Below are 21,911 nucleotides of genomic sequence, written 5' to 3'. Positions count from 1 at the left end.
TACCCAGAATATATCAGTATATTAACTTGTATTTTGTACCTAAGTACAAGAGATTCAGTGTATTCCTCGCTGATATAGCAAAAATTTCCGCCTAACATCTAAAGTCATGAGTCCGCAATTTCATGTGATTCGCTAATGCGATTCAATTCATTTCTACCGCAGTGCTATCAATGTACTGATTTTTAACTCTCCGTATATGCTATACAAGCAACGCCAACAAAAGCTGTGGAAATGGATGGCATTGTTCCTAGTTGGGACATTGTTGCAGTTTTTGTTCTATGTTCCAGTACGCACCTTAGCACAGAGTTCTAATTTTGCTGCTAATTCCGCCAGTTGTAGCAGTATTACATCTCCTCTCAGCCCTGAGGAACAAACTTATGCTCGTGCGGCTTGGCAATATTTTGTGAAAAACTATCAGCCAGCAACAGGATTTACTAATTCTACAGGGGGTTATCCTTCCGGTACGCTGTGGGATATGGGGAACTACTTAATGGCGTTGAATGCGGCGCGGTGGTTGAATCTCACTGATCAAGCAGACTTTGACGCTCGCCTGAATAAGTTTTTGACGGGTCTGGGAAATCTGAAGTTGTTTGAGGATGCTTTGCCGAATAAAGTCTACAACGCAGCTACTGGACAGATGGTAGATTACACTAATACTCCCATTGAACGGGGTATTGGCTGGTCTGCCTTAGATGTCGGTCGGATATTGGCGGCCTTTGATGTAATTCGCACTTGTCACCCTCAATATAATGATTGGCTCAAAGGGATTGTAGCTAAGTGGCAAGTAGGGCGATCGCTCAAAGATGAACAACTTTTTGGCGCAACAGTCCTCCCAGATAACACCACATTACTGGTACAAGAGGGACGACTCGGCTATGAAGAATATGCAGTTAGGGGTTATCAACTTTGGGGTTTTGCCGCGCCCAAAGCTCTGGCTTTAGAACCATATAAGATGGTGGAAATTAATGGTGTACAGATTCCCGTTGATACCCGCGATTTCCAAAGCACCAATGCGAATAATTATGTCGTGAGTGAGTCTTATATCCTGGAAGGCATCGAATTTGGTTTTCAGGGAGAGTTAGGCGATTTTGCTGCTAGGGTTTTGGAGGTACAGAAGCGGCGCTACGATGCGACAGGTCAGTTAACTGCGGTGACGGAAGACAACATTGACCAAGAACCTTATTTTCTCTACAACACCGTTTATGCCAACGGTAAAAATTGGGCAACTATCACCGATACAAATCAACCTTACCCCCAGTTTCGTAGTGTTAGTAGCAAAGCGGCTTTTGGTTGGCGCTATCTTTTCCCAAATAATGCTTATGCACAAAAGATTTTCGATGCGGTCAAGGATCTCCGCAGTCCCGATGGCGGTGGTTTTTACGCTGGTATTTATGAGGAATCAAAGCAGCCGAATAAAGCTTTAACTGGCAATACCAATGGGCTAATTTTGGAGATTTTATACTACAAAGCCAGAGGAAATCGTCCTTTAATTGGTTCGAGTGCTGTTAGTCAACCAAGCAAACCAGCAAACAACAATACTTCCTCTGCTGCGACTCCCCCACCAGGAGAAACTCCCAAGGTGGCGCAAACATCTACAACCCCAACAAATTCTAGCCCTCCAATATCAGGAAATACTCCTCAGGTTGGGGAAGTGACGATCGCACCCATTCCCCCAGTGGGTAATCCAGACCCATCTTCTACCTTGAAACTCGCTCGACCTCTAACGGTAGTGGAACGGCGCTATGCAGAAGCAGCATGGAGGTACTTTCAAGCCAATTATCATGCTCGTAGTGGGTTAATCGACGATCGCAGCGATTTTCAGGGCGCTACTCTTTGGGGATTGGGAGATTATCTAGCGGCGCTTCATGTGGTGCGATCGCTGGAGATTATTTCCCCGAAGGAATTTGACCAGCGTACCCGGCATTTATTAGCAGCCTTAGGCCAGCTACCCTTATTTGCCGGAGAATTACCGAATCGAGGTTATGATACGCGAGTTCTCCAACCGATTGATTATGGTGGGAATCCGGTTCCCCAGGGTAACGGTTGGTCAGCTTTAGATATAGGTAGGTTATTAGCAGCACTGTATAACTTAAAAAGCTGTCACCCAGAATATACTCAAGCAGTTGATCAAATTGTTTTAGATTGGTCATACTTGCGGGTGGTGCGGGATAAAGTTCTTTCCAGCGCCACAGTTACCCCAGGTAAGGAAGGAAGATATCTTACCCGCGTCAATCTAGAAACCCGCTTGGGTTATGAAGAATACGCTGCTCGTGGTTTTCAACTATGGGGATTTGAGGTAGAGGGTTCGGCTGTTGGTGGTGAATATCAAACTACCTTGGTGGAAGGGGTAAAGGTTCCTACCCAACGCCGCCGCACAGATACTAACTCCAAGGTTAACCAATATACAGTTAGTAATCCTTTCTTACTTTACGCCCTAGAATTTGGCTTAGATCCACAAATGCGATCGCTCTTTGAGTCAATTTTTCAAGCACAAGCAGAGCGTTACCGCCGCACCGACACCCTCACAGCCTCAGCTACCACTCTCATAGACCGCAAGCCTTACACTGTCCACAGCACAATTACTGGTAAGGGTGAACCTTGGCAAGTTTTAGGTGATGACGGGCAAACTGTACCCCAAGGGCGAATGGTAAGTACAGCCGTAGCTTTTGCCTATCATTCTCTACTACCAGAAAATCAATATAGTCAAAAGTTATTTGCAGGAACCACAGACTTATATAACCCACTAGCAGGATTTTACGAAGGCTTTTATGAAACCACCGGTAAAACAGCCGTTGGTTTCACCAGCAGCACCAACAGTATGATTTTACAATCCTTACTGTACAAAGTCACCAACCGCCAACCCTTAATTCGTCCATCTACTGCCATGCAATCACCTTGGTGGCAAGCTGTGGCGCAAGGGGACTCTGGCCGAGGCTTACCAAGAATTGCTAAATCAAGAGTCCGATTAATTTCTGATAGTTATGGCAGTTATTGGATGTCCGATTCTTCCCAGTGATGTAGCAGGAATTGGGAGTTTTGTTTTCGACGATAATTTTATTACCATTGTCAAAATGACTTTTATATCTATTAATGACTCTCCAACTTTTTCTGGCAACAGTCGTTCCACCCTCAAAAAAAGAACACTGCTATTTCGTTACCTCGCAGAAATCAATTTAATTTTTGGTCTGTGGTATTTGCAATGGCGCATTACCAACTCCATCAATTTTGATGCGTTATGGCTCTCGATTCCGTTGTTGCTGGCAGAAATTTATAGCTACATTGGCGGAGTGATGTTTGTCATTGGCTTATGGCGACCTTTAGTCCGGCAGATTAAGTCACTTGACCAGTTGACTCCATCTCTACCGCCAACGGATTGGCCAATTGTAGATGTCTTTATCACCTGTTACAACGAACCGCCGGAGATAGTCGAACAAACAGCCCAAGCCGCTTTAGCCATAGATTATCCGCCAACTAAGTTGTATGTTTATGTTTTGGATGATGGTAATTCCCCCACTATGCGAGCCATGACGGAAAGGTTATGTATTGCAGATTTACAGTCACCACTACTACAGCAAGAAGCCAACCGCATTGATGCAGAACGCTCACACTTGGTAGAACGTCTGCAAAATCTAGAAAGTTTCACCCCTAATATTCAAGTGGCTGAAGAATGGTTGTCAAAATCGTCATCAGTTCCTAGCCAGGACAAAACCACAACTGAAGTTTTAGCGCAGAGTTTGCAACAGTTTATTCGTTGGTTATCTCCCAAGCATCATAGTGTTACTGAACGACTCAAAACTGAACGCCAAGTTTTAACAGCCGCCATTCGCCAAAAAGAACTGGAATTGGTCGAACTTGCTAGATTGCGTTATATTGCTCGTCCCAAACCTGTGGGTGTACCCCACCATGCGAAAGCGGGAAACCTCAATTACGCAATTTTTTCTGGCGAAACTTCGGGAGAATTTATTCTTACTTTAGACGCTGATCATACTCCCAAACCCCAATTTCTCAAACGGATTTTGCCATATTTCTACACATACAATCTGTTTAATGGCAAATACGAACAGAACCGCATTGCTTTTGTACAGACACCTCAGGACTTTTATAATCTTCCCCCAGGCGACCCCTTTGGGCATCGAGCCAGTTTATTTTATGGGCCGCTACAACAGGGTAAAGATGGGATGAATGCGGCATTTTATACAGGTACTAATGCCATTTTGCGACGTGAGGCTTTAATTAACGTGGGACTACAATATTTTGCTGATGATTTTACCAAAGATGAAAAACGATTAGATGAATTTCAATTGGTCGGTGGCTTATCTAGCAACAGTATTACAGAAGATATGAATACCGCTATGCGTCTACATGGTGCTGGTTGGAAATCGGTTTATCATCATGAACTTTTGGCAGAAGGTTTAGCACCTGATGACCTCAGTTCTACTTTGAAACAAAGACTACGTTGGGCGCAAGGAACAATCCAAGTACTAGTTCAAGAAAACCCACTCAGGAAACAAGGACTCACGTTTTGCCAACGTCTGCAATATTTTAAGACTATGTATAGTTATTTTTCTGGTTTTGCTACACTTATTTTTATTTCTTGCCCAATTATCTATTTTTTTACAGAAATTGCTCCTGTAAAAACATACGGTATTGATTTTATTCTACATTTCTTCCCCACGTTTATCATCAATCGTCTAACCTTTATTGTGGCAATATGGGGCATTCCAGCTAGTGAAATTTGGCGTTCTGAACAATATGCGATCGCTTTATTTCCCATATTTATTCAAGCTGTTTGGAGTGTATTCACTGGACAAAAAATTAACTTTCAAGTTACACCTAAACAACGACAGTCAGGAATTTATCTGCAAATGATTTGGCCACAATTAATCTTCTTTTTTCTGACTATGATAGGAATAATATGGAGCCTTTATAGATTGGTGATTGGTCATCTCAATCACCCTTGGGTTAACCTACTCAATAGTTCTTGGGCTGTCTATAACTTGCTACTTTTATCAGGCATCATTCGTGCATCCGTTTGGCAACTACCAAAAGATCATTCAAAGATGGGTAAGCTACTCTAGTTTTAAGTTGCACAATTCATCATGATTGCTGTTGATTGTTGACTGTTAACAGATTGGGAACTTTTTTATTGTCGGGAGTTTATCTTAATTAATATGAAGCTGCATAGAATAATTGAACGCAGATGCACGCAGCGAAAAGCTCTGTAGGAGGGTTTCCCTCCGTAGGAAACTTTTCAAGACAGAGAAACGCGGATAAATCAACGGATTTTATATTATGTGCAACCTCATATAGGAATCCGATTTGATTTCTGTTGGCGTAGCCTGCGCTAGCGCATAAAATTCTCAGTATCTGTAATGCCCACCAAAACCATGAGATGGTGGGGAATGCCCACCCTACGTGTATTTGAAAAATCAAGTATGAGTCCTATATATAGTTAAAGTTAAATTTGTTCAATAATTATGATTTTAATATTTTTGTTAAATTTTACTTTTGCATAGTTAACTACCTTGCCGTTTCAATATAATAATGCCAGAATGTATAAATCAATGCAATTATTGTTACACCGTGAGATTGCATATGAAAATATAATTATTAGTATGCTGTTCAATGCCTATATTTAACTCAAAAATTAAATAGTACAGTAATGGTACTTTAACAATTTATTTACAGAAAAAACTGGCTTATGAATACAAACTTTCAAATCATTGAATTATCGGGAATTTTAGATGGAATTAGGGGTAATCAACTACGTCGTGAAATTAGCGAATTGATTGTTGATGGTAACAATATTTTTTTGCTAGACATGAATGCGGTCACCTTTATGGATAGTTCTGGATTAGGCTCTTTAGTGTCAGCAATGCAAATGTTACGCTCTATTAATTCCCAACTTTTTATCTGCTCAATGAATGACCAAGTTAAGATGTTATTTGAATTAACTAAAATGGATAGAATTTTCCAAACCTTTATCGATCAAGATGACTTTAAACGGCAAATACTGACTGCTACAAGAGCTATTTCATAATTAAAATAATTCAACATTATGCTATTAAGTCAAAGTAATTTTTAATAATGATAAATCATCTTCAAGTATCTGTTGAATATTTAAGGTCATTATTTGCATTAATACATAATGAATATTACATGGTTCTGCCTGGCTAGAGTTAGTTAGTATTTCAATAAAAGCATCGAGTCCTAAAATGTTGCCATCTGGCTCTCTAATTTCATAAGCGCCATCACTAAATATATAAAGAGTGCTGTCTTTTTTCACTTCCCAGACAGCATCCTCAAATTGCACATCAGGTAAAAATCCTATAGGTAAATCTAGAGAATTGAGTCGTTTAACTTGAAAACCAGTTTCAGGTGTACCAGATAGAATTACAGCCGGGGGATGTCCGGCGCTAGCATAGACAAGTCGATGTTGAATACAGTGATAAACTCCATACCAAATTGTGAAGTATTTATCACCGTGATTTGCCATCTGGAAAGCATGATTTAACGCCTTTAAAACTTCTCTAGGCTTGTAGAAATTAGTCTTAGGTAAAGATTGCGATCGCAGAATATTCAAGATAGAGACAGATAATAAAGCAGAACCTATTCCATGTCCTGATACATCCAATAGATAAATTGCCAAATGCTCGTCATCCAGCCAGTAATAATCGAAGCAATCACCCCCCAACTGGGTTGAAGGAATAAATAAAGCTTCTGTATTTACTTTTCCTTCCAGGGGTTTGGGTAAAAGCGATCGCACATAATCAGCAGCTTCGGCTAAGTCTGCTTCTAAAGTTTGTTTTTGGGTTTGTAAATCATGGTTGAGTATTTCTAAAGTTTGCTTTTGGGTTTGTAAATCCTGATTGAGTTGATATAACCTGAGTCCTGCTCTTACCCGCGCTTTTAATTCAATCATTTCGATTGGTTTAGAGATAAACTCATCAGCTCCAGCATCTAGTCCTTTAACTCTGTCTTTCTCCTCTCCTGGTGCTGCTCCCTTAGCAGTTAACAAAATAAAAAAACTAGTTGCTAACTCTGGATTTGCTTTAATTTGACGACATACTTCCAACCCATCTAACCCAGACATCACCCAATCACAAATAATCAATGCGGGACGGAGGAGTTTTGCTTGAATAATTCCTTCCTCCCCATTATTGACGACAGTAGTTTCGTAGCCCTGATTCTCAAGCGTTCTTTTTAGCACCGTCCGCACAACCGGATCATCATCAATAACTAAAATTTTTACCATAGGTGATGGGCTAATAAATATAATTTCAATTAAGTAAGATATTTATTTCAACTTAACTATAATCGAGTTGATAATGTACAGTGAAAATACTCAAATTAAATAAAATGATCATTGTGTATGCTTAATTTAAGTCTAGTTTTCTCTAAGAAGTGAATAATAAAATCTATTTAAAATTAACTACGGACTTGTCAGCCTCGGCTAAGGTGTTGTCGTGGTTCGAGCAGATAAATCAACCAGTTATTTCTCATCAGCAAATCTGGTGGCAATGTCAAACATTACTAATGGAGGGATTTGTTAATATTGTTGAACATTCACACAAAAATTTACCAATAGAAACACCTATTGAGATAGAAGTTTCACGAACACAGGATTATATAGAAATACGTATATGGTCTCAAGGTGAACCCTTTGACTTAGAACAGCGATTAAAAAAAACGACTGAACTGGAAAAAAATATTCAAGAGCGCGGTCGCGGTTTAAAAATTATGGAAGCGATCGCCGATGATTTAAGGTATGAAAAACTAGCAGATAATCGTTACTGTCTATTTATTCGTAAATATTATTAAACCTCTTTATTATCACAAACTCATCTGTAATTAAAGATGAAAGCACAATTACCTGATAACGAAGTGCAGAGAATTGCAGCACTTTTAGAATATAAAATTCTTGATACTCCATCCGAAGCAGCATTTGATGATATCACCCGTTTAGCATCATATATTTGTGGAACTCCGATTGCTTTAATCAGCTTAATTGACCAAAATCGTCAATGGTTCAAGGCAAAAGTTGGACTGGAGAGGCGAGAAACACCGAGAGATGAGGCATTTTGCACTCATACCATTTTAGAATCTGAAGTCTTTATCGTGACTGATGCTACAGCCGATGAACGCTTTGCTACAAATCCATTAGTAATATCTGATCCTAAAATTCGATTTTATGCGGGTGTACCTTTAACTAACCCTGAAGGCTATTCATTGGGAACACTTTGCGTTATTGATTACATACCCAGAAACTTAAGTCCCGAACAGATTGAGGCGTTACAAATTCTGGGTCGCCAAGTCATAAAGCAATTGGAACTGCGTCGTAATTTAGCAAATTTAGCACTGGTAAATAATCAAAATAAACAAGCACAAAACATCTGTCGTCTATTTTTCAAAAAGATTGCTAGTGGCTTTGGGTTAGCATCAGTTATTTTAGTCTTACTTGGCTGGGCTTCCTATCAGGCTGAAATCGAATTAATTCATAATGGCAATCAAGTCCAAATAACCCAAGAAAGCATTAATAACTTAGAAAAATTGCTGTCTCAAATTAAGGATGCAGAAACTGGACAACGCGGTTACATTTTGACAGGAAAAGACCTTTATCTGCAACCTTATCAAATAGCCCTGGCAAACATTGATCAGAAGTTTGAGGAACTGAGAAATGCCACAGTTAATCAAGTTCAACAACAGCGTCTTGTCATACTCAAACCTCTGATTACAGCCAAAATCAACGAACTGAAGCAAACTGTCAAACTACGTCAGGATCGAGGCTTCCAGGCAGCATTACAGGTCATCCAATCCAATAAAGGGCAAACTCTCATGGATGACATCCGCAAAGTGATGCGTGAAATGGAGCAAGAGGAAAAGGTGCGCCTTCAACAGCAATTGCAAGCGGTAAAAGCCAGTGGGCAAAAAGTTACTGTCATCTTGGCGATCGCTACTGTCTCCGGTTTTATCATTCTCGCTGTTGTTTACTACCTAATTTATTGTGAAGTTATTGCCCGCCAGTCGATGGAAAATATACTCAACGAAGAGCGTAATTTTATTTCAGCAGTACTGGATACAGTCAGTGCCTTAGTCATCGTCCTAGATTCCCAAGGGCGAATTGTTCGCTTTAATCAAGCTTGTGAGGTGATAACGGGTTACTCATTCGATGAGGTCAGGGGTAGGCATTTTTGGAATCTGTTTTTGCTTCCTGAAGACGTAGAGCCAAGCAAAGCATCTTTTGCAAAGTTACCCACGGATTCAACAGTCTCCAGTGTTCAGGAGTCAGAAAACTATTGGGTAACTAAAGATGGTAATCGGCGTTTAATTGCATGGTCGAGAACTATCCTGCAAAACCATGAAGGCTCAGTAGAATACATTATTGGTACAGGCATTGATATTACTGAGCGCAAACGTGCAGATAAGCATTTGACAATTCAATATGCCATCACCCGTGTCTTGGCAGAATCTACAACAATTACCGAAGCTACTCCCCAAATTTTGCAAGCCATATGTGAAACCTTGGGATGGAATGTCTGTGAAATTTGGATGGTAAATCAGCAGGGGAATTTCTTGAGTTTTTTCGACCTGTGGCATCAACCATCTCTGGAAATACAGGAGTTTAAAACCCAAAGTCAGACAATCACGTTTGCATCGGGGATTGGATTGCCAGGACGGATTTGGGCTAGTGGTCAACCAATTTGGCTAACCGATATCGCCAATGATGCTAGCTTCCTGAGAAACCAATTAGCAGCGCAAGTAGGATTGCATGGTGCTTTTGGTTTTCCGATTCGGAGTGGGCAAAAAATTCTGGGAGTCATTACCTGCTTTAGTCATCAAGTTCAGCCGCATGACCCAGATTTGGCAAAAATCATGGATTCTATTGGCGAACAAGTAGGGCAGTTTATCCATCGCAAACAGGCAGAGGAGGAACTGCAACGGCAAAACTTGCGATCGCAATTATTTACAGAAATCACCCTCAAAATTCGCCAATCTTTGCAAATCGAAGAAATCTTACAAATCACCGTCAAAGAAGTACAAAAGATTCTCCAGACTGATCGAGTTTTAATTTATCAGTTACTGCCTGATGGTTCTGGAAGTCTGGTTATTGAGGCAGTCGTTGCTGGTTGGGCAGCAATTAAAGGACAAAATATTACTGATTTTTATTTGCAAACAGAATATCAACAACAGTATTGTCTACAACAATATCGCCTGAGGCATCTAGAAGCGATCGCCAACCTAGATTTGGCAGAGATTCAACAAAGTCATCTAGAATTACTCAGAAAGTTTGGAGTTAAAGCGAATTTAGTTATACCTATCCTTGTCAAAGATGAACTCTGTGGTTTACTAATTGTCCATCAGTGCGCTAACTCCCGCCAATGGACAAGTTTTGAGACCCATCTTTTACGACAAATAGCAGACCAAGTAGGTATTGCTGTAGCCCAAGCCCAACTCTTAGAAGTGGAAACTCGACAGCGACAGGAACTAGAAGTTGCCCGTAGTCAGGCTGAATTAGCTTCTCATGCTAAAAGCGTTTTTTTGGCGAATATGAGCCATGAAATCCGCACACCCATGAATGCTGTATTGGGGATGACTGGTTTAATGCTAGAGACTCTTCTCAACCAAGAGCAGCGAGATTTTATGGAGACTATTCGCATTAGTGGCGATGCACTTTTAACTCTGATTAACGAGATATTAGATCTCTCCAAACTGGAGGCTGGGGAAATGGCTTTAGAAAATTTGAATTTTAATTTATCAACCTGTGTGGAAGAAGTTTTAGATTTATTAGCCCCCCAAGCTCATAGTAAGGGATTAGAAATTGCTGCTTTAATCTATCGCCACGTTCCTATCCAACTCCAAGGAGATGCTAGCCGTTTGCGACAAATTCTTATGAACTTGATTGGCAACGCTATCAAGTTCACTAGTTTTGGGGAAGTAGTAATGCGAGTAGAATTGCGATCGGAAACTCCGACTACAGCTATCATCCACTTTGCCGTTACAGATAGTGGCCTGGGCATTACTTTAGAAGACCAACAAAAACTGTTTACCCCTTTTACTCAAGTAGATGCTTCCACCACACGTAAGTATGGTGGTACTGGTTTGGGATTAGCAATATGCAAACAACTAGTGACGTTAATGGGAGGAGAAATTGGCGTAGAAAGTCAGTTAGGCAAAGGTTCTAAATTTTGGTTTGAAATTCCTTTCGCCAAACAACTCCAGCCTGTTTCTTTTGTAGAAGATTGTGGACTGTTAAACAATCGTCGTTTACTGGTGGTGGATGACCACGCCACTAATCGAAAAATTATCTATCACCAAGTTAGTCGATGGGGAATGCAGGTAGATCAAGCTGATAGAGCTGTTGCTGCTCTAAGCATGATTATTGAAGCTTGTCAGCAGAACCAGCCCTACGATGTCATCTTAATCGATATGCAGATGCCGGAAATGGATGGGATGGCTTTGGGAAAACAAATTAAGGCCAATTCTGCTATTCCGCCAATACCTTTGATTATGCTTACTTCTACTAATCAACGTGACGAAGTGCAACAGGCGATTAAGATTGGATTTGCTGCTTATTTGGTCAAACCCGTAAAATCATCTCGGTTGCTCGACACTATTACGAGTGTTTTAAAAACTCCGCCACAATTGGCAGCAGAGAAATTGGAAGTAAAGGGACAAGAGTTGGAAAATAACAATTTAGATCACAGCCAAAATCATAATTTTCCTGCTATCCAGTCCCAAAGTTCTGTTTCCAAAAAAACTAGAATCCTACTGGCTGAGGATAATTTAGTTAACCAAAAAGTGGCTCTTAAACAACTTCAAAGCCTTGGTTATACGGCTGATGTTGCTGCTAATGGTAAAGAGGTTTTACAACTAATAAAACAAATTCCCTACGATTTGATTTTAATGGATTGTCAGATGCCAATTCTTGATGGTTTAGAAACCACGAAAGAAATTCATCGTTGGGCAGAAAGTTCCTTTGCTAGCGGTCATCGCCCTGTGATTATTGCGATGACTGCTAATGCTATGAAAGAAGACAAACAAATGTGTCTAGATGTCGGCATGAATGATTATTTGAGCAAGCCTGTGATGAAAGAACAATTGGCAACAGCATTAGAATATTGGTGCCAGTTGATACTAAACGCACGACAGGCGGTAGAGTTTGATAGACATAGTCTTCCTCTTGACTGGGAACACTTACATCAACTTTCCGAAAACGATACAGAATTTGAATTGCATTTGTTGCAAATATTCGTTGAGGATGTCCGAACTAGATTAGAGTTAGCTAAAGAGGCGATCGCTAACACTGACTTTCAACAAATGGCTCAACAAGTCCATCAGCTTAAAGGCGCTAGTACCAATCTCGGAGCTACAGCTATGTACTTAGCTGCTGAAAAGCTAGAACAACTGGCTAACAAGCAAGAGCGTAGAGGCAGCATGGAGTTAATTACAGAATTAGAAGAGGCTGTCAACCAAATTCAAGCTTTTTTAAATAGAAGCCAAACTGTTTAACCGGAAGAGGTAGGGGGAAACATTCTCTTCATCTCCCTGCCCCCTGCTCCTTTTCCTCTTCGTGACAACTGACGCACAGTGCAAAAAAAAGGTTTGGCTCACCACCAAACCTTTCTATAAATCCAGTGCATAACAACATCCCGAAATAATGTACCTGTTATTTTGAGGCGATCGCATCTTCCTATAGGATGTAGCTAAACGCCAAAAAGCCTGATTTTAGCCGATATTAGTATTAATAATTACATTTAAGGTAATTTAATCCGCTTTTTTCATTTATTACCAAAAAAAAGACGGGTTTTACCCCGTCGAAGTAGCTTGAAAGTGGCAATACACCTTGGACTCTGGAAAATAGGAAAAATAAAATTTAATAGATTGAAAGGAATATTAATGATGTGAACGACAAGAACGTTGATCTATGCCGTACTTGGGCTGTTAATCATTTCCATCCTCACAATTCCCATCAAGTTATCATAGGCGATTTTCCATCAGTTGCCAAAATGCCAAAACTGACAAAATAAAAAAACGCTATTTCTGAGTATTTTAAAACAACATTCAAAAATAGTAGTACCATTTATTACATTTAAAGTTTGATGATTTACCGTTACCACAGCTGTAATCAATCCAGCCAATAACTAATACTGCTAGAGAAAATCCAAAATGGTTATCTTGAATAAATTTCGTCAGGGTCAAATTTTTACTTGGTCGTTACTAAATATATTTTTCCTTGCTGGTTGTTCTTTTCCTCAGGCGGAAACTCCTACAACTTCTACACCTCTAACAAACTCTAGTGCAGGCGAAAACTTACGTCTACTCTATTGGCAAGCACCAACTATTCTCAATCCTCACTTAGCCCAAGGATCTAAAGACTTTGAAGCCAGCCGTATCGTCTATGAACCCCTGGCCAGCCACGATAAAGACGGTAAATTGGTTCTGTTTTTAGCCGCAGAGGAACCTACTCTAGAAAATGGTGGTATAGCCAAAGATGGTAAATCAGTTACCTGGAAACTCAAGCAAGGAGTCAAATGGTCTGATGGTCAACCTTTTACGGCTGCGGATGTGGTATTTACTTACAAATTTCTCTCCAATCCGGCTGTCGGTGCTACCACTTCCGCTAATTACGAAGTCGTGAAAAGCGTCGAAGCCATCGATGATTACACTGTCAAAATTAATTTCCACAGTCCTAACCCAGCTTGGTCACTACCTTTTGTGGGCTTAAATGGAATGATTATTCCCCGTCACATTTTTGAGAAATTTAACGGTAGTAACGCCAGGGAAGCCCCAGGTAATTTGATTCCTGTAGGTACAGGCCCTCATAAAGTCGCAGAATTTAAACCAGGTGACACCATTATCTATGAAGCTAATTCTCTGTTCCGTGAAGCTAATAAACCTTTCTTTAAGCGAGTAGAACTCAAGGGTGGTGGTGATGCAACATCAGCCGCTAGAGCAGTACTACAAACTGGAGATGTAGACTACGCTTGGAACTTGCAAGTAGAAGCCCCAATTCTCAAGCAACTAGAAGCAGCAGGCAAAGGCAAATTACAGATTAGTTTTGGTTCTTTTTTAGAACGGATTACCATCAATCATACCGACCCTGATAAACAAACAAAAGACGGCGAACGTTCCAGTACTGAATTTCCTCATCCCTTTTTTCAAGATATTAAAGTGCGTCAAGCATTTAACTATGCGATTGATCGGGACACAATAAATCAACAATTATATGGTTCTAGTGGTCGTCCTGCCGCCAATATTTTATTAGCACCAGAGATTTATAACTCACCTAATACTAAATATGAATTTAGCCCCAAAAAAGCTACTGATTTATTAGAAGAAGCTGGATGGAAAGATACAAATGGTAATGGTATTCGAGACAAAAATGGTGTAGAGATGAATGTTTTGCTTCAGACATCTGTAAATCCAGTGAGGCAGAAAACTCAGGAAATTATTAAACAAGGATTAACCGCTATTGGTGTCGGGGTGGAACTAAAAAGTATTGATGGTAGTATCTTCTTTTCTGGAGACCCATCGAACCCAGACACATTGGGAAGGTTTCAAGCTGATTTACAAATGTTTAGTACAGGTAATACTAATGTAGACCCTGGTGCTTATATGAAAGGCTTTACTTGTAGCGAAATTCCCCAAAAAAAGAATAACTGGTCAAAATCTAATTATTCACGTTATTGTAATCCTGAATATGACAAGCTCTGGCAACAGTCCAACACAGAATTAAATCCTGAAAAACGTCGGCAGCTATTTATTCAGATGAATGATTTGCTATTCAAAGATATTGCTCTAATTCCCTTGATTGCCCGTGCTGATGTTAATGGTGTGAGCAATAGACTAGTCGGTGTAGACTTGACTCCTTGGGATACCGATACGTGGAATATTAAAGATTGGCGGCAAATCCAGCCTCTTAGTAATAAGTAATTGGATAATTACAGTGCTTTATTCTGAACTGTAGAGACTTTGCGTGCAAAGTCTCTACATCATTTATTGGGTGCAACTTCATAGAAAATTGGTATTACTCATTACTTATTACATCAATCTCAAGCTAGAAATTCAATTTTCTAATTTCTAGCTTGGGTATAATTTAATCTCGGCAAATTCTTACTTATATAAAACCATAGGTGTTATTCACCTATTAACGTAAGTGAGGCTAACGATCATGTCAACTCAAACTTTTGCAACGGATTTACTCATAGATTTATCCGTCGAAGAACAACAATTTCTGGCTGGAGGTCAAGACCGTAGAGATGAAGAATTCCGAGGGGAGCGAGGTGATAGAGGTGAGAGAAGAAATAGATACTTCTGTCGCTATTGCTACGATTGTCGCCGTGAATAAACCTGTTAATTATAGCTGTGTTGACTGTTGACTGTTGACTGTTGATTGTTGACTGTTGACTGTTGACTGTTGACAGATTATAAATCCTTTAATTTTCAGGATTTTATCTTAGCTTGATATCTTGATCTATCTGGCTACAGCTATACACCAAATTCCATAATCCTGTCTGCAAGTAGATGATAGTAGAGGGGTGATTTCATACCCTTCTACTATAGTATTTATTGCATTTTTTTTAAATGACCATAACTTAATTTCAGAAGTCAGAGAAATTCCTCGTCAAATATTTTTAGGTAGTTGGACTGTGAATTTACTACCTTTACCTACTTCAGAAACCAAACTAATCATACCTTCGTGCGCTTCAACAATACGACTGGATAAATGCAGACCTAAACCACTACCTGAGCGTTTATTTCTTCCCTGACGAAAGCGCTCAAAAATGGTTACTTGGTCTTCGGGCGCAATACCATAACCAGTATCTTCGATTTCAATTGTTAACCAATGACTATTGGGTTCAAAAAAGCGAATTTCAATGCCGCCAGTGTCTGTAAACTTGATGGCATTTGCTACTAAGTTGTATAACACTCGGCGTAGTTCGAGGGTATCGCCCATGACTATACCTGCTTTTTCGCCTAAGTTATCTATGTGACTACTATCTATTTTTAAGGTGATACCTTTTTCATTAGTTAGAGTTGTGAGTTCGCTAACTACTTCCTGAGCGATTTCTTTTAAGTTGCAGGTTTCATAATTTAATGTTTTCTTACCGGCTTCAAAGCGATAAACTTCAAGCAAGGTATTAACCATTTGCATCAAATTTTGGTTGCTGCGAATCATGACAGCGATCGCCTGTTTCATTTCTGGCGAAATTTTGCAAAAAGCTTCTTGTTGAAATAAGTCCAACATCCGATCGGCTGCTACTAGTGGTGTGCGTAAATCGTGGGTCAGGCGTGACACAAAGTCTTCCCTTTGGCGTGCCATTTTCTTTTGTTCGTCCAGACTGTGCTTGAGGCGTAGGAGCGATCGCACTCTAGCCAATAGTTCATCTGTATCAAATGGTTTGCGAATGAAATCATCCGCGCCTACGTCCAAACCTTCCACAACACTCGATTCGTGAAAAGCTGTAATCAACAATATTGGTATATAACTTAGGGCTGGGTTATTGCGGATGCGTCGCGTCACTTCATAACCATCCATTCCCGGCATCATTACATCTAATAAAATTAAATCCGGTGGAGACTGTTCTACTTTTTGCAAAGCTGAAATGCCATCACTGGCTAAATCAATTTCATAGCCTTCGCTTTCTAAAATTGTTTGCACTAAAATCAGATTATCTTTAGTGTCGTCAACAGCCAAAATTCGATCGATTTTATGATTTTCCACAACAGACATGATAATAAATTTGTTATATATATAAATTTATAACTTAAGATTATGATATTTTCTGGCGTTTGGGTTGGATTTAGCCTTAGGGTGGTGTACTTTGTGATCTGGCTGTATCATTTCCCTAGCATCTTGCACAGATGATGAAGATAGGGATGAGTTTGATAAGGGCAATTGTCTTGGCAATGTAATTGTAAAAATTGAACCTACTCCCAATTCACTTTCTAAGAAAATTTTACCACTCATCATTTGCACTAATGAGTTGATAATTGCTAATCCCAAACCTGTGCCTGGATACTTGCGAGTAATGCTTTGATCAACTTGTCTAAAAGCCTCAAAAATATATTTAAAATCTTTAGATGCTATGCCAATACCTGTATCTTTTACTGTGATTTCTATCCAACTTCCTGGTAAGTCTTTAACGTTAATCCAAATACTACCAGAGTCTGTAAACTTAATGGCATTAGATAATAAATTTATCAAAATTTGTTTAATTCTTACTGGATCATTCACTAGCAAAGGATTTTGTAAATCAATCTGCACTAGCAAAGATAACTTTTTTGCCTCAGCTAGAGAACGCATTTCCATAACTACGGCGTTAATAACTTTCGTTAAATCAAATAATTCTGGCTTCAGTTCTAATCTTCCTTCTTCTAATTTGGAGAAGTCTAAAACTTCGTTTAATAGCATCAGTAAATGTTTGCCATTATTCAGAATACGTTCTACCATGTCGGCTTGCTGACCTGTGAGATTGCCAAATTTAGGGCGTAATAGTATCTGGGAAAAACCAATAATCGCGTTCATTGGTGTCCTCAATTCATGGGACATGGTAGCGAGAAATTGAGATTTCAGCCGCGATGCTTCGAGTAACCTTAAGTTTTGAATTTGGATTTGTTGCCGTTGTCGTTCTAATTCTTGATTTTTGCGTACCAGTTGCTCATGACTTTCTCTCAGTTGTTGGTAGGCGATAGCAGTCTGCATTTCCGCACGATAAAGCCGTATCGCATTGCGTAAAACTTGAGCTAAGGTTTCCGATGAAATTCTAAATTTAGATAGGTAATCTGTTGCACCGGCTTTCATTAACTCCACGGCAATTTGTTCATCACCTTGAGAAGTCAAAACTACTAAAGGAATTTTGATATTTAAGCTACGAATTGTTTCGATTAAGTTTAAACCATCTTGGTCGGGTAAACGATAGTCGATAAAGGCACAATCAAAAGAGGTATTGCTTAAGACGGAGAGCGCCGTATTCCCGTCACCTACCTCTGACATTTCCATGCGTACCCCAGCTTTAACCAAGGCACGGCGGACTGCCATACGGTCTACTTCATCATCGTCTACAACCAAAATCTTTAGCGTCTCTTCCATCGGTTTTTATATTTGCTGCCAAATACAGGTTGATTTCAAACATTTCTGATTTTAAATTGTTCAATTAAAAATTTGATTTTCTTGAATATAGTCTTTGTTAGTTTTCATATTTGAATTGAGCAGGTCTGATTCTCAATATCAAACATAAAAATCAGTGTTTCTCATTTTGTTTAGAACAACCTAATAGGAGATAATTCATATAAGTTAAAACTACTATAGTCAGACCGACTAAGGCATTTCACAGAATACCCAATATTTATTGAGTGCTGCTATTATTTCTACAAAATTAGAGAATGTTACAGGCTTGAGGATATAACCAGCAACGTTTAAGTTGTAAGCTTCTACACGGTCTTTATCCTGGTTTGATGTCGTCATCACAACTACGGGAGTTAGTCGTAGTTGGGGGTCGGCTCTTAATTTTTGCAAGAATTCAATACCACCCATTTTAGGCATATTTAAGTCTAGCAGAATTAGACGACGCTCATTGGTAAACTTTGGCGTTTGAGCATGATCACCACGCAAAATTTTTAAAGCCTCTAAGCCATTATCTGCTAAGTAAATAGGATTAGTGATATTAACTTTTTGGAATGCTCGTTTGACATTCATAACATCAACTTCATCATCCTCCACTAATAGTATGTTAATCACTCTTTCCTGCATTTTTTGTATAGAAACTATGCTTTTTATAGGAGGATCGCTAATTCGTGAATAATTATTCATGAATTAGTAATTAGTAAGCTGTTCTGCCTTTAAGTTGGATAATCCATAGTGAGGGCTGTTGGCCGTTGACTGTTAACGGTCAACAGTTAACAGCCCTGATTAGTAGTTGTGCAATTTAGGCGCGCATTAGCTTACTACACAAATGCTGAGTGCTTTCGCAGACTAAGCTTTTACTAAGTAATATAAAATACTTGAGTTAAGCTTCAACCCAATTGTAAAAGAGCGACTGAACGCACGTCCTCACCCATTAGTGAGAGTTGGAGAAAATCATTGTGTACCATAAGCTTGAGCTATTTTACTCAAGAGAACGTTTAGGCCAAGTAAAACAAAATGTGCTTCCAGTCCCAAAGACAGACTTCAAATTAATGGAACCCCCTTCCGTTTCGACAATTTTTTTGACGATCGCCAAACCAATCCCCGTATTTTCTTTGCGATCGCGCGGTTCAAGAGTTTGAAAAATTACAAAAACTTTATCCTGATATTCTACAGGTATGCCAGGGCCATCATCTTCCACACTAAATTCGTAGTATTTCCCTAAATCTCGCACCGAAATTTTCACCCTACCATCGATTCGTGTGTGGTGTTCAATGGCATTTTCGATTAAGTTAGCGAACACCTGTTGTAAGGGAACTCTCTTTGTGACTAAAGTAGGCATTTTTGGCTGGATTTCGATGTGAAAGCTTGCTGGTGGTTGCAACGAGTCGATTACTTCCCTGAGTAATGAGTCCACATTGACCTGTGTTAATTCTGTGTGGACGCGGCCAATACGCGAATATTCCAGTAGACCATCAATTAAGGCTTCCATGCGCCGCACCCGACCCCGTAACAACTGCATCTGATGTTGATTTTCTTCGGGAAGTTGGTCGGCGAGGTCTTCTTCTAACCATTCTGATAAACTAGCGATCGCCCGTAAAGGTGCTTTTAAATCATGGGATGCAACATAAGCAAACTGGTCTAATTCTTGATTGCGTTGTTGCAACAACGTGGTGGTTTTCGCCAGGATAGTATTTAAGCGGGTCAGTTGTTTGGTTCGTTGTTGGAGGGTAATTTCTACTTGCTTGCGGGGGTTAATATCAACACAGGAACCTATATAACCAGCGAAACTACCATCTGAATTAAATCTGGGTGTACCCGTATCGAAAATCCAGCGATATTGACCATCAAAACGTTTGAGGCGATATTCCATCATGAAAATTTCTCGATGGTCGAAGGCCGCAGTATATGTGTGAATACAACATTCTCGGTCTTCTGGATGCACGCTTTCTACCCAACCATTACCTAATTCTTCTGTCATTGTGCGTCCTGTGAAGTCTAGCCAGCCTTGATTAAAAAAATTGCAGAGTTTGTCTAATCCTGACATCCAAATCATCACAGGTGCATTATTCGCCATCATTGCGAATCGTTCTTCACTTTCACGCAATGCTTCTTCTATCTGGTGACGTTCACTAATATCGACTACTGTGCCGATATAACCGACTATGCGAACATTTTCGTCAATTTCTGCTACTGCTTCTGATAATACCCAAGTAATTTTGCCTTGAGGGTCTTGCAAGCGCAACTCAGCTTTATATGACTTCTGCTGTGACAAAATAAACCGGGCTTGCGCCTGTAATAGTTTCAAATCATCTGGATGAATAGCTACCTGCCAACCTCGACCCAATGATTGTTTTGGAGAAAGACCAGACATTTCACACCAACGCTCGTTGACATAAAGACAATTACCCGCTAAGTCTGCATGAAATATGCCAACAGGGGCCATTTTTGCTATATTTTCAGAGTGGCGATCGCTCTCTGGAGTTGTTTGATTGCTTGTAGTTATCATACAAACATCCGTTCATAATTTACTAACGTTTGCTAACAAACTGAAATCTTCTTGCTTCACTGTGGCAACGTCGGCGTTATCCACTCCACAAGCTGGCACGGCGTGACTCACCGCCTTAGACACGCCACTTGCTACAACTTTGGGAACCAAAGCAACGCAGTGGCTCAAATTAATTGCGGCGTTCAAGTCTCTATCACACTCAAAACCGCAGTTTTCGCATTTGAAAACACGTTCTGATAGTAATAGAGATTCTTTCTTTGTTCCGCAATTGGAGCAGGTTTTACTACTGGGGTAGAACCTGTCTACAACTACTAGCTCACTACCGTAAAGCTGAGTTTTGTACTCTAGCTGACGACGGAACTCATAGAAGCCCATATCAGCTATTGCCTTAGCTAACTTCCTGTTCGCCATCATCCCAGACACGTTTAAATCCTCAATCACTATCACGCCGTGGTTCTTGGCTAGATAGGTAGTAAGTTTGTGTAATGTGTCTTTGCGGATGTTGGCTATGCGTTGATGCAGCTTTGCAATTTTGATTTGCGCTTTTCTCCAGTTGGCTGAACCGCGTTGCTTGTGACGATTCAACCACTGGAGTCTAGATAGTTTCGCCTCTAGTTTGCGGTAGGATTTTGCACCTTCAAGCACTTCACCAGTGGAAAGTGTGGCGAGGGATTTAACGCCAAGGTCAACGCCTACAACATCAATTGTTTTGGGCGTGTCCCTTGGCTCTACCTCAATCCGAAAGGAAATGTACCAACGGTCAGCAGTACGGCTGATGGTGACTGACTTGGGTTGAACCTGGGGCAAATCTTCATAGGTTTTTAATGCACCTAGTCGGGGAAGTTGGATTTTGCGTGTTCCACGAATTTTAATGGTTCCATCCAACTCGAATGAGTCAAATTTCCCTTTCTTTTTAAACTTAGGAACACCCGACACTTTCTTGAAACACCTATCCCACGCTGTTCGCAAGTCACGCAAGGCATATTGAGGTGCGCACTTTGACACATAAAAATACCAGGGATGCTCAGGCTTTACCATCGCTACCAACCACTTATGCAGGTCAATTGCTGAAGGAAATTTAATTTTCTCTTCTGGGTTGATTTTGTTGTGGTCAAGTATCTGCTTAGTTAAAGACAGTCCCCAGTTCCAAGCGTGTCTTGCAACGCCACAGTGCCTTGACAACTGAGTGCGCTGCTTATTATTGAGCTTGAGTTCTGTCTTAAATCCTAGTAGCATACATTGTACAGCATATTAGCAGACAATGAAAGACGAAAG

13 protein-coding genes are annotated in these 21,911 nt (G+C 40.1%); 7 read left to right on the top strand and 6 right to left on the bottom strand.

Annotated elements, in window-relative coordinates:
* Positions 1–196 precede the first annotated feature (196 nt).
* The 3 genes from H6G14_RS20115 (at position 197) to H6G14_RS20105 (ending at position 6,040) form a co-directional block, all read left to right on the top strand.
* The gene (locus tag H6G14_RS20115; RefSeq protein ID WP_190569078.1) at positions 197–3,016 is read left to right on the top strand and encodes a DUF3131 domain-containing protein; all 2,820 of its coding nucleotides are present in this window, start codon (positions 197–199) and stop codon (positions 3,014–3,016) included.
* Positions 3,017–3,071: 55 nt separating this feature from the next.
* Positions 3,072–5,078 carry a glycosyltransferase gene (locus tag H6G14_RS20110; protein ID WP_190569107.1) on the top strand — a complete coding sequence of 669 codons (2,007 nt, stop codon included), beginning with the start codon at positions 3,072–3,074 and terminating at the stop codon, positions 5,076–5,078.
* A 623-nt stretch (positions 5,079–5,701) separates the two neighbouring features.
* A complete protein-coding gene (locus H6G14_RS20105; RefSeq protein ID WP_190569077.1) occupies positions 5,702–6,040 on the top strand; it encodes an STAS domain-containing protein in 339 nt (112 codons plus the stop codon).
* 24 nt (positions 6,041–6,064) lie between these two features.
* On the opposite strand, the gene H6G14_RS20100 is transcribed toward H6G14_RS20105, so the two are convergent.
* Positions 6,065–7,255, bottom strand: coding sequence for a SpoIIE family protein phosphatase (locus H6G14_RS20100; RefSeq protein WP_190569076.1), 1,191 nt, complete (start codon positions 7,253–7,255; stop codon positions 6,065–6,067).
* Between the two features lie 149 nt (positions 7,256–7,404).
* On the opposite strand from H6G14_RS20100, the gene H6G14_RS20095 reads away from it, so the two are divergent.
* The 4 genes from H6G14_RS20095 (at position 7,405) to H6G14_RS20080 (ending at position 15,349) form a co-directional block, all read left to right on the top strand.
* Positions 7,405–7,821, top strand: a complete 417-nt coding sequence (locus H6G14_RS20095; RefSeq protein ID WP_190569075.1) for an ATP-binding protein — start codon at positions 7,405–7,407, stop codon at positions 7,819–7,821.
* 36 nt (positions 7,822–7,857) lie between these two features.
* Positions 7,858–12,510, top strand: coding sequence for a GAF domain-containing protein (locus H6G14_RS20090; RefSeq protein WP_190569074.1), 4,653 nt, complete (start codon positions 7,858–7,860; stop codon positions 12,508–12,510).
* Between the two features lie 657 nt (positions 12,511–13,167).
* Entirely contained in the window at positions 13,168–14,934 is a 1,767-nt protein-coding gene (locus H6G14_RS20085) for a peptide ABC transporter substrate-binding protein (RefSeq protein WP_190569073.1), read from the top strand.
* A 238-nt stretch (positions 14,935–15,172) separates the two neighbouring features.
* Complete coding sequence (locus H6G14_RS20080; RefSeq protein ID WP_190569072.1) at positions 15,173–15,349, top strand: hypothetical protein; 177 nt, start codon at positions 15,173–15,175, stop codon at positions 15,347–15,349.
* 276 nt (positions 15,350–15,625) lie between these two features.
* Here H6G14_RS20080 and H6G14_RS20075 read toward each other — a convergent pair whose 3' ends face one another.
* From H6G14_RS20075 to H6G14_RS20055, 5 genes are all read right to left on the bottom strand, one after another.
* Positions 15,626–16,735 carry a hybrid sensor histidine kinase/response regulator gene (locus H6G14_RS20075; RefSeq protein ID WP_190569071.1) on the bottom strand — a complete coding sequence of 370 codons (1,110 nt, stop codon included), beginning with the start codon at positions 16,733–16,735 and terminating at the stop codon, positions 15,626–15,628.
* Between the two features lie 27 nt (positions 16,736–16,762).
* Positions 16,763–18,094 carry an ATP-binding response regulator gene (locus tag H6G14_RS20070; protein WP_190569070.1) on the bottom strand — a complete coding sequence of 444 codons (1,332 nt, stop codon included), beginning with the start codon at positions 18,092–18,094 and terminating at the stop codon, positions 16,763–16,765.
* A 228-nt stretch (positions 18,095–18,322) separates the two neighbouring features.
* Positions 18,323–18,754, bottom strand: a complete 432-nt coding sequence (locus tag H6G14_RS20065) for a response regulator (protein WP_190569106.1) — start codon at positions 18,752–18,754, stop codon at positions 18,323–18,325.
* A gap of 355 nt (positions 18,755–19,109) precedes the next feature.
* Entirely contained in the window at positions 19,110–20,636 is a 1,527-nt protein-coding gene (locus tag H6G14_RS20060; RefSeq protein ID WP_190569069.1) for a PAS domain-containing sensor histidine kinase, read from the bottom strand.
* Between the two features lie 12 nt (positions 20,637–20,648).
* The gene (locus H6G14_RS20055) at positions 20,649–21,872 is read right to left on the bottom strand and encodes an RNA-guided endonuclease InsQ/TnpB family protein (RefSeq protein WP_190569068.1); all 1,224 of its coding nucleotides are present in this window, start codon (positions 21,870–21,872) and stop codon (positions 20,649–20,651) included.
* Positions 21,873–21,911 lie beyond the last annotated feature (39 nt).

The sequence above is a fragment of the Nostoc parmelioides FACHB-3921 genome, assembly GCF_014696625.1.
Classification (GTDB): domain Bacteria; phylum Cyanobacteriota; class Cyanobacteriia; order Cyanobacteriales; family Nostocaceae; genus Trichormus; species Trichormus parmelioides.
The sequence above is the reverse complement of the archived record's forward strand: the minus strand, read 5'-3'. Positions and strand labels throughout refer to the sequence as shown.